The sequence below is a fragment of the Streptomyces sp. DH10 genome, from assembly GCF_029813805.1.
GTDB classification, from domain to species: domain Bacteria; phylum Actinomycetota; class Actinomycetes; order Streptomycetales; family Streptomycetaceae; genus Streptomyces; species Streptomyces coeruleofuscus.
This window is the reverse complement of the sequence record NZ_JARVKU010000015.1, coordinates 25,786-39,734: the sequence shown is the minus strand read 5'-3', so window position 1 is coordinate 39,734 and position 13,949 is coordinate 25,786. Positions and strand designations below refer to the sequence as shown.

Here is a 13,949-nt window from a genome sequence, read left to right as displayed (position 1 = left end):
GAGCCTGAGGAGGCCCGCCAGCGCCCTATCGAGGAGGAACGACAGCGTGACCTACGTCATCGCGCAGCCTTGTGTCGACGTCAAGGACAAGGCGTGCATCGAGGAGTGCCCGGTCGACTGCATCTACGAGGGCTCCAGGTCCTTGTACATCCACCCGGACGAATGCGTCGACTGTGGTGCCTGTGAGCCGGTCTGCCCGGTCGAGGCGATCTTCTACGAGGACGACACTCCGGAGGAGTGGAAGGACTACTACAAGGCGAACGTCGAGTTCTTCGACGAGCTCGGCTCGCCCGGCGGAGCCAGCAAGCTGGGGCTGATCGAGCGCGACCACCCCTTCATCGCCGCGCTGCCGCCGCAGGCATAGTCACCGCGAGCGGCCCGCACATCCGTGCCGCCTCGGTCCCGTACGGCCTGATCACGCCCTGGTCGCCGTGCGGGGCCGAGGCGTTTGCCGCGACGGCTCGTCCGTACCAGAAAGTGAGCCAGAAACCGTGTCCGCAGTCTCCGACCGTCTCCCCACTTTCCCCTGGGACAAGCTGACGCCGTTCAAGGCCACGGCCGCCGCCCATCCGGACGGCATCGTGGACCTGTCGGTCGGCACCCCGGTCGACCCGGTCCCCGAGCTGATCCAGAAGGCGCTGGTCGCCGCGGCGGACTCCCCGGGCTACCCGACCGTCTGGGGCACGCCCGAGCTGCGCGACGCGATCACCGGCTGGGTCGAGCGCCGCCTCGGCGCCCGGGGCGTCACCCACCGCCACGTCCTGCCGATCGTCGGTTCCAAGGAACTCGTCGCCTGGCTCCCGACCCAGCTGGGCCTCGGCCCCGGCGACCGGGTGGCCCACCCGCGCCTGGCCTACCCGACGTACGAGGTGGGCGCCCGACTGGCCCGCGCCGAGTACGAGGTCTACGACGACCCGACGGAGCTGGACCCCGAGGGCCTGAAGCTCCTCTGGCTGAACTCCCCGTCCAACCCGACGGGCAAGGTCCTGTCGAAGGCGGAGCTCACCCGGATCGTCGCCTGGGCCCGCGAGCACGGCGTCCTGCTCTTCTCCGACGAGTGCTACCTGGAGCTGGGCTGGGAGGCCGAGCCGGTCTCGGTGCTGCACCCGGACGTCAACGGCGGCTCGTACGAGGGCATCGTCGCGGTCCACAGCCTCTCCAAGCGCTCGAACCTGGCCGGCTACCGGGCGGCGTTCCTGGCCGGCGACCCCGCGGTCCTGGCTCCCCTCCTGGAGATCCGCAAGCACGGCGGCATGATGACGTCGGCACCGACCCAGGCCGCGGTGATCGCTGCCCTCGGCGACGACGACCACGTCCGCGTCCAGCGCGAGCGCTACGCCGCCCGCCGCGCCCTCCTGCGCGAGGCCCTCCTCGCCCACGGCTTCCGCATCGAGCACAGCGAGGCCAGCCTCTACCTGTGGGTCACGAGGGGCGAGTCCTGCTGGGACACGGTGGCCCACCTGGCCGAACGGGGCATCCTGGTCGCCCCCGGCGACTTCTACGGCCCGGCGGGCGCCGAGTTCGTCCGCGTCGCCCTGACGGCGACGGACGAGCGGGTGGCAGCGGCGGTACGACGCCTGTAACGGCCGGCCAGGCTGTGGGCAGTCGTTCCGCTGGGGCGGAACGGGTGGGCACAGCCACCAGCGCCGAGCACCGGCCAAGACGCTCCAGCCGCACCGACCTGCACACACAGACCGAGGGGTCCAGGGAAACTCCCTGGACCCCTCGGCGGCTACGACCCGGCGTCAGCCGACCGGCAGACCCTTGACCGGCAGCGAGTCGGCGGACGGCACGCCGCCCTTCGTCAGGGAGTCCGTCGGCACGCCGCCCTGCGCGGAACCGGCCGCGTCACCGACGAGCTGCCCGGCCGAGCCCGCCGCGTCACCGGCGGCCTTCTGCGCGACCGGCGTGGTCTTCTTGACCGCCTTGCCGCTGGTCTTGCCCGCGTCCGGCACCGCCTTCTTGACGGTCTTGCTGCCGGTGTCACCCGCGGACTTGGTGACGTTCTGCGCCGCGCCGTCGACGGTGTTGCCGACGTTCGCCCCGTCCAGGGCGGTCAGTCCGCCGAGGTTCGGGGTGGCCGGCAGCTCGGGGGCCGCGCTGGCGGAGCCGGCCGCACCGACCCCGGCAGCCGCTCCCGCCGCGACGATCAACGCGGCACGGGCGATCCGGCGGGTCAGGGGGAGGGACATGGTGCTCCTTCGTCGGGAGAGAACGGTGAGGTTGTGAAGTGTCCGGCCGGGTCCGGGAGTTGATCGACTGGCTGTTGATCTCCCCGGCTCGGACGCAGTGACTACCGCTCGAAGCCCGCGAAGGTTGCGGCGCCGCAACGTAAAGAGTTGGTAATGCGTCGCATTATCGCCTGCGGATAAAAACGGGCAAAGAGGTTCCCGCCGGAAAGCCCGCCGAATCCTTCCGGCCCTTTGCTCCCAAGGGTTCGCGTGGTTTCCGGACCGAGGACGCGAAAACCCGCGCACCCCGCCGCCACCACGCCGTACGGGTGACCCCCAGGGGTGAAGCCCCGCACCCCTGCGCGATCTAGCCCATCGTCACGATACGGACGGCGTCCGGGTCCCGCTCCGCACCAGCCGTGCCCTTCGCCGCGGCGTCCCGCCACTCGCTGGCGGTGTTCCCGGCGACCCACTCCCGCCCCGCGTACGTGACGCGTGCGATGTGCAGCTCGGAGGCGTTGGCCACGGCCCAGTGCGCCAGCTGCCAGCCCCGCTGCTCCACGCTCCGTCCGCCGGCGGAACTCGTCCCGTCGGTCACCGGCAGCGTCACCGTCCGCCCGGCTGACCCGCCCGTAGCGCTCGGGGACGGCGTCGGCGTGGCCGCCGCGCCCACCTCCGCACCGGCCGGCGCCAGCACATCGCGCCCGAAGTCCCGCACGAGCGCCGCACGCACCCCGTCCGGGCCCGTCGCCCGGGTCGCGGCCGGGCGGCCCTCGCAGGTCAGCGTGGCCGCGGACTGCCCGGTGAGCGCGGCGGCGAGCAGCGCCGCGTCCGGCTCGTGCTTGGCGTAGGCCTGCGGGAAGCCGCTGCGCTGCACGCGCTGCGCGGCGACCGTGAGCGGCAGCCGCGTGTAGCCGGGCACCTTGACCAGGTGGTCGTAGAACTCGCCGGCCGAGTACGTCGGGTCCATGATCTCCTTCGGCGTGCCCCAGCCCTGCGAGGGCCGCTGCTGAAACAGGCCGAGCGAGTCCCGGTCGCCGTGGTTGATGTTGCGCAGGGCCGACTCCTGGAGCGCGGTCGCCAGCGCGATGGTCACGGCCCGCTCGGGCAGGCCGCGTCCGTCACCCACGGCGGCGATCGTCGCCGCGTTCACCGCCTGCTCGGGCGTGAACTCGTACGACGCCCCGTCGCCCTTGCCGGAGACGACTTTGCAGCCCGGTTCGCCCGTGCCTCCGGTGACGTACTGCACCACGAGGTAACCGGCGATCGCGAGCAGGATCACGAACGCGGACCCGCATCGGAAGAGGCGGCCGCGACGTTTGGGGGGAGAGGACGGCTCTGGCACGCGGTACAAGGTACTGGAGAGTACGGAGTGCCTTGTGCCGGGTGTGGACAGTGTGCACGGGCCTGGCGCGTTAGGGTCGACGGCATGGCCGACACCTCTCTTGACCTCTCGCTGGACGCCGCAGAGCTCACCGCCCGGCTCGTCGACTTCCGTTCCGAGAGCGGCACCGAGAAGCCGCTCGCGGACGCGATCGAGACCGCGCTGCGCGCGCTGCCCCACCTGACGGTCGAGCGGTTCGGCAACAACGTCGTGGCGCGGACGGACCTGGGCCGTCCGGAGCGGGTGATCCTGGCCGGTCACATCGACACCGTCCCGATCGCGGACAACGTCCCCTCCCGGCTCGACGAGGACGGCGTGCTGTGGGGCTGCGGCACGTGCGACATGAAGTCGGGCGTCGCGGTCCAGCTGCGCATCGCGGCCACGGTCCCGGCTCCCAACCGCGACCTGACCTTCGTCTTCTACGACAACGAGGAGGTCGCCGCGGAGCTGAACGGCCTCAAGCACGTCTCCGAGGCGCACCCCGAATGGCTCCAGGGCGACTTCGCGGTCCTCCTGGAACCGTCGGACGGCCAGGTCGAGGGCGGCTGCCAGGGCACGCTGCGGGTGCTGCTGAAGACCAAGGGCGAGCGGGCCCACTCGGCGCGCGGCTGGATGGGCTCCAACGCGATCCACGCGGCCGCCCCGGTCCTGGCCCGCCTGGCCTCCTACGAGCCGCGCCGGCCGGTGATCGACGGCCTGGAGTACCGCGAGGGCCTGAACGCGGTGGGCGTCACCGGGGGAGTGGCCGGCAACGTCATTCCCGACGAGTGCGTCGTCACCGTCAACTTCCGCTACGCGCCCGACCGCACGCCCGAGGAGGCCGTGGCCCACGTCCGGGACGTCTTCGCGGACTGCGGCGTGGACGAGTTCGAGGTGGTCGACCACAGCTCGGCCGCGATGCCGGGCCTGTCCCACCCGGCGGCGAAGGCGTTCATCGAGGCGGTGGGCGGCACCCCGATGCCGAAGTACGGCTGGACGGACGTGTCCCGCTTCTCGGCCCTGGGCGTCCCCGCGGTCAACTACGGCCCGGGCAACCCCCACTTGGCGCACAAGCGGGACGAGCGCGTCGAGGTCGCGAAGGTCCTCGCGGGCGAGGAGCGCCTGCGGACCTGGCTGACGGCCTGACCGGCCGGAACGCCGTCGTGTTTACGGCGCTCGATCGCGGACATGCTCACGTCCCTCGTTCGTAACCCGCGTAGATCTACGCTGAGGCGGAACGACCGGCACGACGGAGGGAGCGCACATGGCGACCGGCAACCCCGAGGGGAAGAAGCAGCCGCCGGAGGAACAGCGCCTGGGTCCGGTCCTCCGGCGGCGGGGGCAGGTGCAGGCCAGCACCACCGACCAGCGGCTGCTGGACGAGCGCGCCCCGTCCGACTGGGTGCACACCGACCCCTGGCGCGTGCTGCGCATCCAGTCGGAGTTCATCGAGGGCTTCGGTGCGCTCGCCGAACTCCCGCCCGCGATCAGCGTGTTCGGCTCGGCCCGGACTCCGGCGGACTCACCCGAGTACGAGGCGGGTGTCCGGCTGGGCCGGGGCTTGGTGGACGCGGGCTTCGCGGTCATCACGGGCGGCGGCCCGGGCGCGATGGAGGCGGCGAACAAGGGTGCCCTGGAGGCCAAGGGCATCTCGGTCGGCCTCGGTATCGAGCTGCCGTTCGAGCAGGGCCTGAACCCGTACGTCGACATCGGCCTGAACTTCCGCTACTTCTTCGTCCGGAAGATGATGTTCGTCAAGTACGCCCAGGGCTTCGTCGTCCTGCCCGGCGGCCTCGGCACCCTCGACGAACTCTTCGAGGCACTCACCCTCGTCCAGACGCAGAAGGTCACCCGCTTCCCGATCGTCCTCTTCGGCAGCGAGTACTGGGGCGGCCTCCTCGACTGGCTCCGCCACACGGTCATCGCCCAGGGCAAGGCCGCGGAGAAGGACCTCCTGCTGTTCCACGTGACGGACGACGTGGACGAGGCGGTGGCACTGGTGTCGAAGGAAGCGGGCAGGTAGGGCCGAGCCGGGGTTCTGGTCGACCGCTTCGGCCGGGCGAGCCGGGGTTCTTGTCCGAGTGATTCGGGTGGCGGGTGGGCATAGGCCGGGGGGCCAGGGGGCGGAACCCCCTGGTACCTCGGCTAGGCCAACCCGCGCCGCGCGACGGCAGGACCCCGATGCCCCGCAATCGCCCCCACCATCTCCAGCACCTGCCGCGTCTCCGCGACCTCGTGCACCCGGTACACCTGCGCCCCGAGCCACGCGGACACCGCGGTCGTAGCCAACGTCCCCACCACCCGCTCCTTCACGGGCCGATCCAGCGTCTCCCCCACGAAGTCCTTGTTGGACAAGGACACCAGCACCGGCCACCCCGTGGCGACCATCTCGCCCAGCCGCCGGGTGGCCTCCAGACTGTGCCGCGTGTTCTTCCCGAAGTCGTGCCCGGGGTCGATCATGATCGACTCCCTCGGCACGCCCAGCGCCAGCGCCCGCTCGGCCAGCCCGACCGTCACGTCCAGGATGTCGGCCATGACGTCGTCGTACTCCACCCGATGCGGGCGGGTCCGCGGCTCCGCGCCCCCCGCGTGCGTGCACACCAAGCCCACGCCGTACCGCGCGGCGACCTCGGCGAGCCCCGGGTCCACCCCGCCCCACGCGTCGTTCAGCAGGTCCGCCCCGGCCTCGCACACGGCCGCCCCGACCTCGGCCCGCCACGTGTCGACACTGATGATCACGTCCGGGAACCGCCGCCGCACCTCCGCGACGAAGCCGACCGTCCGCCGGGCCTCCTCCTCGGCCGTGACCTCCTCGCCCGGCCCGGCCTTGACGCCGCCGATGTCGATGATCGCGGCTCCCTCGGCCACCGCCTGTTCCACGCGCGCGAGGGCGGGCTCGTCGCGGAAGGTCGCGCCCCGGTCGTAGAAGGAGTCCGGGGTCCGGTTCACGATCGCCATGATCACCGGCTCGTGCGGCCCGAATTCCCGCCTGCCCAGCCTGAGCATCCGCTGTGACCTTTCCTGATACGTCCCCGTCTTCCGCCGCCTGCGACCCTAACTGTCAGAGTGACGTGGCACGATCGGAGCCTGACACCATGCGTGTCCGAAGACACCGACACATCCGACCGTGGGGGCTCCGCGATGGTTATGTTCCTGTTCCTGGTCGTCGCGCTAGCCGTCGTGGTCGCCGCGGTGACCCTCGCCGTGGTGGGCGGCGGCGAGAACGGCCCGCTGCCCGAGGCCGCCCCCGAGCGGCTGCGGGACCCGCTGCCCCCGGACCGCCCGGTCGACCGTGCCGACGTGGAGAGCCTCCGCTTCCCGCTCGCCGCCCGCGGCTACCGCATGGCGGACGTGGACGACGCCCTCAGCCGCCTCGGCGCCGAGCTCGCCGAGCGTGACGCCCGCATCGCCGACCTGGAGTCGGCCCTGGCGGGCGCCCGGGCGGCCGTCGGCCACGGCCCGGTCTCCAGGGAGAACCACACCCCCGCGGAGAACCACGTGTCCATGGACAAGCCCGCCCCGGGCCAGGAGGACAGGCCATGAGCGACGGCGCCGCCCTCGCCGGCCCGGACGGCGCGCTGCGCTGCCCCTGGGCCCTGTCCGCCCCGGAGTACGTGGCGTATCACGACGAGGAGTGGGGCCGCCCGGTCCACGGCGACGACGCGCTCTTCGAGCGCCTCAGCCTGGAGGCCTTCCAGTCGGGCCTGTCCTGGATCACGATCCTGCGCCGCCGCTCCGGCTTCCGCGCCGCCTTCGCCGACTTCAAGATCGCTTCGGTGGCCGCCTTCACCGACGAGGACCGCGAGCGCCTCCTGGCCGACGCCGGAATCATCCGCAACCGCGCCAAGATCGACGCGACGCTCGCCAACGCGCGCGTCCTGGCCGAGTGGGCCCCGGGCGAACTGGACGAACTGATCTGGTCGCACGCCTCCGAGCCGGGCACCCGCCCGGTCCCGAAGGCGCTCTCCGACGTCCCGGCCGTCACACCCGAGTCGACGGCCCTGTCCAAGGCGCTGAAGAAGCGAGGCCTGCGCTTCGTCGGCCCGACGACGGCGTACGCGCTGATGCAGGCCTGCGGACTGGTCGACGACCACCTTCAGGCCTGCGTCGCGCGTCGCTGATGCCGTCGCAGCGGGTCAGCGCCCCAGATACCGCGGCTTCTCCTTGTTGACGAAGGCCTGCACCGCGATCGCGTGGTCCTCGGAGGAGCCCGCCCGGGTCTGGAGCTCGTCCTCCTTCTCCAGCGTCTCCTCCAGGGAGTGCGTCAGCCCGTAGGCCATCGACTCCTTCAGCGCCGCGTACGCCACCGTCGGCCCCCCGGCCAGCGCCCGCGCCACCTTCTCGGCCTCCGCGCGCAGCTCGCCGGCCGGCACCAGCCGGTTGGCGATGCCGAGCTCGTACGCCTCCTGCGCGCCGATGCTCCTCGGGAAGAGCAGCAGGTCGGCCGCCCGCCCGGGGCCGATCACGCGCGGCAGCGTCCAGGAGACCCCCGAGTCGGCGGTCAGCGCCACCCCGGCGAACGAGGTGTTGAACGCGGCCGTGTCCGCCACGATCCGGTAGTCCGCCGCGAGCGCGAAGCCGAAGCCCGCCCCGGCCGCCACCCCGTTCACGGCGGCGACGACCGGCTTCGCGGCCTCGGTCAGCGCCCGCACGATCGGGTTGTAGTGCTCCCGCACCGTGCTCATGGTCTGCCCGGAACCGGTCTCCCGGTCCTCGGCCAGCAGCCCGATGTGCTCCTTGAGGTCCTGCCCGACGCAGAACGCCCGGTCACCGGCGGCGGTCAGCAGCACCGCCCGTACGGCGGTGTCGTCCGCCGCGGACCTGACCGCCTCCCGCAGGGCGACCTTGGCCGCCACGTTCAGCGCGTTCATCGCCTCCGGGCGGTTGAGCGTGATCGTCGCGAGTCCGTCGCTCACCTCGTAGAGCACGGTGTCGGCCATGGGGTATCCCCTCCGTGTCGCCGCTCGGGGACGTACCGGTCGGTACGTCCCGGGTCTGAGGACAGCATGACGGAGATCGCGGACAGGTGATCGGACCGGACATGTGACCTGCGTCAAAGAATTCTCGTCCGGATCCGTTCGGCGGAAGTGTGCGCGGTGGCGGAGTATCGCAGTCACATCGCCGAATTGAGTGGTTTTGCTCGCGTGCGTTGCCCAAGCGATGCCGACTGATGTTGGTCATCGGGTCCTGAGATGCGGGATAATGGCTTGGAAGCAATGTGTTCGATGCCGGTGTCGCGTGTCCTGCCTCAAGGACCGCACTGTGCCCTTCTTCAGGGGTCCGTCGGCCTTGACGATGAGCTGGGTTTCAGGAAGGGGAACGAGCATGGCGGCCATGAAGCCGCGGACGGGTGACGGCCCGCTCGAGGTGACCAAGGAGGGGCGGGGCATCGTCATGCGCGTTCCGCTCGAAGGCGGCGGTCGGCTCGTCGTCGAGCTGACCCCGGACGAGGCCGACGCCCTGGGCGATGCCCTCAAGAAGGTCGTCGGCTGACGCGCAAGCGACCATACCCTTTCAGCTGCCCCGGCATCATTTGAGGTGCCGGGGCGGCTGTTTTCTCACCGATGTCTTTCGCCTGCCCCGGGTCCGGCCCGGCTAACGTGCTGCCCGGCTACCGTTTCACCGCGCACAGCAGTCCGTCGCCCACCGGCAGCAGGGACGGCACCAGCTCCTGGCTCTCGCGCACCGCGCGCAGCAGTTCGCGCAGCCGCAGCACCTCGGTGGGCTGCGGACCGGAGTCCACCGTCCGGCCGTTCGCGAAGGCGCCCTCGAAGACGACCAGTCCGCCGGCGCGCAAAAGCCGCAACGATTCAGCGAGGTAGTCCATGACCTCCAGGCGATCGCCGTCGCAGAAGACGAGGTCGTAGCCGGCGTCCGCGAGGCGCGGCAGCACGTCCAGGGCGCGGCCCGGGATGAAGCGGGCCCGGTTGCTGGCGAAGCCGGAGGCGCGGAAGGCCTGGCGGGCGAACTGCTGGTGCTCCGGCTCGGGATCCACGGTGGTCAGAACACCGTCCGGGCGCATACCGTGCAGGAGGTGGATGCCGGAGACACCGCAGCCGGTCCCGATCTCCGCGACGGCCTTGGCGTCGACGGAGGCGGCCAGCAACCGCAGCGCGGCGCCCGTGCCGGGCGACACCGAGCGCAGACCCGCCTCACGGGCCCGGTCGCGGGCCCAGCGCAGCGCGTCGTCCTCGGCGACATAGGCGTCGGCGAACGCCCAGCTCGTCTGCCGGTTGCCGGTAATGACCCTCTCCTGTCCCCGTGAATGCCTGGGCGTGACTGTATCCGTTGGGCCCGGGAACCCGCAGATGGGACCGGTCGTTTAAGGGGATGAGCGAGTGGCGCGGTTCGTGACGGGGGGCAGGCAGTGGATCGAGGCGCCGAGCAAGTGCCGACGCAGCAGTACGAGGCGTATCAGCCCAGATCAAATTCTCGTAAAACCGCTTATCCGGTCCTAACGGGCGAGGTGGCTATGGTAGGGGCTCCACTGGACACCACCAGAGCTGACAGGGGAGGTGCGGCTGCGCCTGTGGATAGGGGAGGAGTGCTCCGGCGCTTCTTCACATCGGCGGGCAGGCCGACATCCGTGAACGACACTGCTGACCACAGCCACGCCGCTGACTTCGCCCAGACCGCGACCTTCACCACCGACGCGGACGGGCAGGCGTGGACTCCGCCCACGTGGGAGGAGATCGTCAGCACGCACAGCGGCCGGGTCTACCGGCTCGCCTACCGCCTGACCGGCAACCAGCACGACGCCGAGGACCTCACGCAGGAGGTCTTCGTCCGTGTCTTCCGTTCCCTGTCGACGTACACGCCGGGCACCTTCGAGGGCTGGCTGCACCGCATCACGACGAACCTGTTCCTGGACATGGTCCGCCGCAAGCAGCGCATCCGCTTCGACGCCCTCGGCGAGGACGCGGCCGAGCGGCTGCCCAGCAAGGAGCCCTCGCCGCAGCAGGTCTTCAACGACGCGCACTTCGACGCCGACGTCCAGCAGGCCCTCGACACCCTCGCCCCCGAGTTCCGCGCCGCGGTCGTCCTGTGCGACATCGAGGGACTGTCGTACGAGGAGATCGCCGCGACCCTCGGCGTCAAGCTCGGCACGGTCCGGTCGCGCATCCACCGGGGCCGTTCCCAGCTGCGCAAGGCCCTCGCGCACCGCTCCCCGGAGGCGCGCGCCGAGCGCCGCTCCTTCGTGCCCCGTGTTCCCGCACTGGGAGGAGGGGGCACGAGCGCGTGAGCGGATCACGGCCGAAAGCTTCCGAGGGACACCTCGCAGAGCAGCACCTGGGAGACCGACTCTCCGCCCTGGTCGACGGAGAGCTCGGTCATGACGCGCGTGAGCGCGTACTGGCGCACGTGGCCACCTGCCCGAAGTGCAAGGCGGAGGTGGACGCCCAGCGCCGGCTGAAGAACGTCTTCGCGGAGGCGGCTCCGCCGCCACCGTCCGAGAGTTTCCTGGCCCGCCTGCAGGGACTACCCGCGGGCGGCGGCCCGGACGGTGATGCCACACCGCCGGGCGGGGCAGGGCTGCCCGGCGGACTGCCCGGACGGTTCGGACCGTCCGGGGCCTTCGGAGCCAAGCGCGGCGGCCGGCTCGAGTTCGGGTACGTCCCCGCCCGGCCGCACGTCCCCGTGCTGCCGTCTTCCGCGGGAGGCCAGGGCCTTCCCTCGGGTGACCGAGGCCTGCCGTCCGACGGCCGCGGCCTTCCGGCGGGCAGCCGGGGCTTCCGTATCCACGACGTCGGCCGGCACGAGCCCGAGAGATCCTCCTCGCGGCTGCGGTTCGCCTTCGCGGCCGCCGGAGCCGTCTCCCTGGCCGCGCTCGCGCTCGGCGGCGTCACCACCGGCACCCCGACCGACACGGAGGCCCGCGGCGGCTCCGGCACGGGGAGCAACGTGACACCGATGCGCACACAGGGCACGGGCGCCGCGACGCAGCCCGAATCCCAGCGGCGCCGCGGTACGGGGCCGCTGCTCGGGCAGGTGCACGGCCAGAGCGTGCTCGGCCGCACCCCGGTCGCCCCGACCGAGGTGTCCGCCCCCCTGCTGCCGGGGATGCCGCCTTCCGCCGCTGGGCAGCACGCCGTCCACGCGCTGGCCGCCCCGGTGATGGCCGGTGCCGCCGCCATGTCCCCGCTGATAGGTCCGCTCCAGGCGGCCCCGCCGGCCGCCCTGAGCTCGTGGTCCACGGTCCCCGAGATCGCGGCGCCCCTGTTCGCCGTGCCCCTCCCGGACACGACCTCGTCCCCCTCTCCTCCCGCCTCCTCCCGCACGGCCCGCTGACCGGCCGCTGCGCGGCGGCGAGCGGACCTGATTGAATCCGGGGGTGGCGCCCGCGGCCGAGGCGTGGCCGTGGCGCCGATTCGACGAACTGCGGCTACCGCCGTCGAGCCGTGCCGCGGCTGTGGGGAGAGCATGAACGAGGGGAAGCCCACGAAGGCCAAGTGGTGGAGCCGTCCTCGGCCGCAGGGCCTGTCGGGGGAGCCGGAGAGTGCGGGGCCGGCCCCGGGGGACTTGGCTGACACCGAAGGTGACTTCGAGCTGGCGCGGCCCGCCGCGCGGCAGGCCGGCGACGGTGGCGACTACGAGCTGAGGCGCCCCGAGCCGGTACCGGCCGACGGCGAGCCCGCCGGGGTGCCTGCGGGGATGCCCAAGGGCGCCGAGGACCGCGTTACCGCCACGTCCGCCGTGCCGGCCCAGGGCGGACCCGCCGGGAGCGCGACGGAGGCCGGGAAGGCCACCTCCGCCGTGCCGGCCGACGGTGCCCCCAAGCCCCTGCACGATCCCGACCCGTACAGCACCCCGCCCTACGGTGAACCCGGCCCCTGGGCGCCCGCGCCGCCGGTGCAGCATCCGGCGGCGACACCGGCGCACGGCGTGACGACGGCGGACCGGCCTGCCATGCCCGGCACGCCCGTTCCGCCGCCGCAGGGGACACCGGCCGCGCCTGTCGGCGTCCCCGGGCCGGCCGCGCCCCTGCCGCCCCCCAGCGCCCCCACGCCGGTGCCCGCCGCGGCCGTCCACGCCGACGCCCGGCCCGCGGCCCCCGCCCCCGATCCCTGGCAGCGCTACGACCCCTGGGCAGCCTTCGTGGCTCCAGGCGGCCACGGCCCTCTCCAGCAGAACGGGGCCGGGGTGCCCAGCACGGAGCAGCGGCGCCGGCGGGGCAGGAAGGCGCTGGTCGGTGCCGCCGTGCTGCTCGCGCTCGTGTCCGGTGGCGTCGGTGGCGCCATAGGGACGTATCTGGAGCGGAACGGCGGCGTCGGGACCCTCGAGCTGCCGCAGGCCGGGAAGGAGTCCACCGGGCGGGACGCGGACAGTGTGGCGGGGATCGCCCGGCGGGCCCTGCCCAGCGTGGTCACCCTGCACGTGAGCGGCTCCGGCGAGCAGGGCACGGGCACCGGCTTCGTGCTCGACACCCGAGGGCACATCCTCACCAACAACCACGTCGTGCAGTCCGCCGGATCCACCGGTGAGATCACGGTGACCTTCAACGGCGGGGAGACCGCCGAGGCCGAGCTCGTCGGCCGGGACAGCGGCTACGACCTCGCCGTCGTGAAGGTGAAGGGCGTGCGCGGGCTCACCCCGCTGCCCCTCGGCAACTCGGACAACGTGCAGGTCGGCGACCCGGTGGTGGCCATCGGCGCGCCCTTCGACCTGGCCGGCACCGTCACCTCCGGCATCATCAGCGCGAAGCAGCGGCCCATCACGGCGGGCGGCGAGAAGGGTGACGGCAGCGACGTGTCGTACGTCGACGCGCTCCAGACCGACGCGCCCATCAACCCCGGCAACTCCGGCGGTCCCCTGCTCGACGCCGAGGCCCGGGTCATCGGCATCAACTCCGCCATCCGGTCGGCGGGCAGCGGCTCCGAGCCGGACAGCGGCCAGTCCGGCTCGATAGGCCTCGGTTTCGCCATACCCATCAACCAGGGCAAGCGTGTCGCCGAGGAACTGATCAACACCGGGAAGGCGACCCACCCGGTGATCGGCATCACCCTCGACATGGACTACACGGGCGACGGCGCCCGCGTCGCCGCCGAGGGCAGCGAGGGCGGACCCCCGGTGACCGTGGGCGGCCCGGGCGCCAAGGCCGGCATCAAGGCGGGCGACGTCATCACGGAGGTCGACGGGCAGCGCGTCCACTCCGGCGAGGAGCTGATCGTCAAGACCCGTGCTCACCGCCCCGGCGACCGGCTGGAGCTGACCGTGGAGCGCGCCGGCAAGGAGCGGACGGTGTCGCTCGTCCTCGGATCCTCCGGCGGCAGCTGAGTCGTGATGTCCGGGACGTACAGGGGCGAAAGGGGCGAACATCCGGGAAAGCGCTCCCACTCCCCGCACTCGGAGCGCTCGGGACAGTACCGGTCGGACAGGATCGCCGGGTACCGTGGATCCGGCCCGGACCACGGCAA

Annotated in this window: 15 protein-coding genes; 10 read left to right on the top strand and 5 right to left on the bottom strand. The window is 72.4% G+C overall.

Annotated features, from left to right (window positions below):
• Positions 1-46: 46 nt before the first annotated feature.
• Positions 47-364: a ferredoxin gene (gene fdxA, locus QC385_RS27770; protein WP_010047804.1), complete on the top strand. Its 318-nt coding sequence runs from the start codon at positions 47-49 to the stop codon at positions 362-364.
• Positions 365-491: 127 nt separating this feature from the next.
• Positions 492-1,583 (top strand): bifunctional succinyldiaminopimelate transaminase/glutamate-prephenate aminotransferase, encoded by a 1,092-nt coding sequence (locus QC385_RS27765; RefSeq protein WP_279544113.1) that lies wholly within the window; start codon positions 492-494, stop codon positions 1,581-1,583.
• 162 nt (positions 1,584-1,745) lie between these two features.
• Here QC385_RS27765 and QC385_RS27760 read toward each other — a convergent pair whose 3' ends face one another.
• Both QC385_RS27760 and QC385_RS27755 read right to left on the bottom strand, forming a co-directional pair.
• Complete coding sequence (locus QC385_RS27760) at positions 1,746-2,192, bottom strand: ATP-binding protein (RefSeq protein ID WP_279544112.1); 447 nt, start codon at positions 2,190-2,192, stop codon at positions 1,746-1,748.
• Between the two features lie 346 nt (positions 2,193-2,538).
• Positions 2,539-3,516 carry a heavy metal transporter gene (locus QC385_RS27755; protein WP_279544111.1) on the bottom strand — a complete coding sequence of 326 codons (978 nt, stop codon included), beginning with the start codon at positions 3,514-3,516 and terminating at the stop codon, positions 2,539-2,541.
• 84 nt (positions 3,517-3,600) lie between these two features.
• Here QC385_RS27755 and dapE point away from each other — a divergent pair, with 84 nt between their 5' ends.
• Complete coding sequence (gene dapE / locus QC385_RS27750; protein WP_279544110.1) at positions 3,601-4,680, top strand: succinyl-diaminopimelate desuccinylase; 1,080 nt, start codon at positions 3,601-3,603, stop codon at positions 4,678-4,680.
• A gap of 118 nt (positions 4,681-4,798) precedes the next feature.
• The gene (locus tag QC385_RS27745) at positions 4,799-5,557 is read left to right on the top strand and encodes a TIGR00730 family Rossman fold protein (protein WP_279544109.1); all 759 of its coding nucleotides are present in this window, start codon (positions 4,799-4,801) and stop codon (positions 5,555-5,557) included.
• 122 nt (positions 5,558-5,679) lie between these two features.
• Here the strand turns inward: QC385_RS27745 and folP are convergent, their stop codons facing one another.
• Positions 5,680-6,540 carry a dihydropteroate synthase gene (gene folP, locus QC385_RS27740; protein ID WP_279544108.1) on the bottom strand — a complete coding sequence of 287 codons (861 nt, stop codon included), beginning with the start codon at positions 6,538-6,540 and terminating at the stop codon, positions 5,680-5,682.
• Positions 6,541-6,675: 135 nt separating this feature from the next.
• On the opposite strand from folP, the gene QC385_RS44340 reads away from it, so the two are divergent.
• A complete protein-coding gene (locus tag QC385_RS44340) occupies positions 6,676-7,077 on the top strand; it encodes a DivIVA domain-containing protein (protein ID WP_388062954.1) in 402 nt (133 codons plus the stop codon).
• On the top strand, positions 7,074-7,655 hold the full coding sequence (locus QC385_RS27730; RefSeq protein ID WP_279544107.1) for a DNA-3-methyladenine glycosylase I: 582 nt from the start codon (positions 7,074-7,076) through the stop codon (positions 7,653-7,655). Before QC385_RS44340 ends, QC385_RS27730 begins: the two co-directional genes overlap by 4 nt.
• Before the next feature lie 15 nt (positions 7,656-7,670).
• On the opposite strand, the gene QC385_RS27725 is transcribed toward QC385_RS27730, so the two are convergent.
• Positions 7,671-8,474 (bottom strand): enoyl-CoA hydratase/isomerase family protein, encoded by an 804-nt coding sequence (locus tag QC385_RS27725; RefSeq protein WP_279544106.1) that lies wholly within the window; start codon positions 8,472-8,474, stop codon positions 7,671-7,673.
• A 385-nt stretch (positions 8,475-8,859) separates the two neighbouring features.
• On the opposite strand from QC385_RS27725, the gene QC385_RS27720 reads away from it, so the two are divergent.
• Positions 8,860-9,027 (top strand): DUF3117 domain-containing protein, encoded by a 168-nt coding sequence (locus QC385_RS27720; RefSeq protein WP_003966491.1) that lies wholly within the window; start codon positions 8,860-8,862, stop codon positions 9,025-9,027.
• A gap of 118 nt (positions 9,028-9,145) precedes the next feature.
• Here the strand turns inward: QC385_RS27720 and QC385_RS27715 are convergent, their stop codons facing one another.
• The gene (locus QC385_RS27715; protein ID WP_279544276.1) at positions 9,146-9,844 is read right to left on the bottom strand and encodes an O-methyltransferase; all 699 of its coding nucleotides are present in this window, start codon (positions 9,842-9,844) and stop codon (positions 9,146-9,148) included.
• A gap of 162 nt (positions 9,845-10,006) precedes the next feature.
• Between QC385_RS27715 and sigE the strand changes: the two genes are divergently transcribed.
• The 3 genes from sigE (at position 10,007) to QC385_RS27700 (ending at position 13,809) form a co-directional block, all read left to right on the top strand.
• The gene (gene sigE / locus QC385_RS27710) at positions 10,007-10,777 is read left to right on the top strand and encodes an RNA polymerase sigma factor SigE (RefSeq protein WP_279544105.1); all 771 of its coding nucleotides are present in this window, start codon (positions 10,007-10,009) and stop codon (positions 10,775-10,777) included.
• Positions 10,774-11,823, top strand: a complete 1,050-nt coding sequence (locus tag QC385_RS27705; RefSeq protein WP_279544104.1) for an anti-sigma factor family protein — start codon at positions 10,774-10,776, stop codon at positions 11,821-11,823. Before sigE ends, QC385_RS27705 begins: the two co-directional genes overlap by 4 nt.
• A 132-nt stretch (positions 11,824-11,955) precedes the next feature.
• Positions 11,956-13,809 (top strand): trypsin-like peptidase domain-containing protein, encoded by a 1,854-nt coding sequence (locus QC385_RS27700; RefSeq protein WP_279544103.1) that lies wholly within the window; start codon positions 11,956-11,958, stop codon positions 13,807-13,809.
• Positions 13,810-13,949 lie beyond the last annotated feature (140 nt).

Coding starts and splice junctions, on each gene's coding strand:
- QC385_RS27760 (WP_279544112.1), bottom strand. CDS start 2,192: ATGTCCCTCCCCCTGACCCGCCGGATCGCCCGTGCCGCGTTGATCGTC.
- dapE (WP_279544110.1), top strand. CDS start 3,601: ATGGCCGACACCTCTCTTGACCTCTCGCTGGACGCCGCAGAGCTCACC.
- QC385_RS27745 (WP_279544109.1), top strand. CDS start 4,799: ATGGCGACCGGCAACCCCGAGGGGAAGAAGCAGCCGCCGGAGGAACAG.
- folP (WP_279544108.1), bottom strand. CDS start 6,540: ATGCTCAGGCTGGGCAGGCGGGAATTCGGGCCGCACGAGCCGGTGATC.
- QC385_RS44340 (WP_388062954.1), top strand. CDS start 6,676: ATGGTTATGTTCCTGTTCCTGGTCGTCGCGCTAGCCGTCGTGGTCGCC.
- QC385_RS27730 (WP_279544107.1), top strand. CDS start 7,074: ATGAGCGACGGCGCCGCCCTCGCCGGCCCGGACGGCGCGCTGCGCTGC.
- QC385_RS27725 (WP_279544106.1), bottom strand. CDS start 8,474: ATGGCCGACACCGTGCTCTACGAGGTGAGCGACGGACTCGCGACGATC.
- QC385_RS27720 (WP_003966491.1), top strand. CDS start 8,860: ATGGCGGCCATGAAGCCGCGGACGGGTGACGGCCCGCTCGAGGTGACC.
- sigE (WP_279544105.1), top strand. CDS start 10,007: ATGGTAGGGGCTCCACTGGACACCACCAGAGCTGACAGGGGAGGTGCG.
- QC385_RS27700 (WP_279544103.1), top strand. CDS start 11,956: ATGAACGAGGGGAAGCCCACGAAGGCCAAGTGGTGGAGCCGTCCTCGG.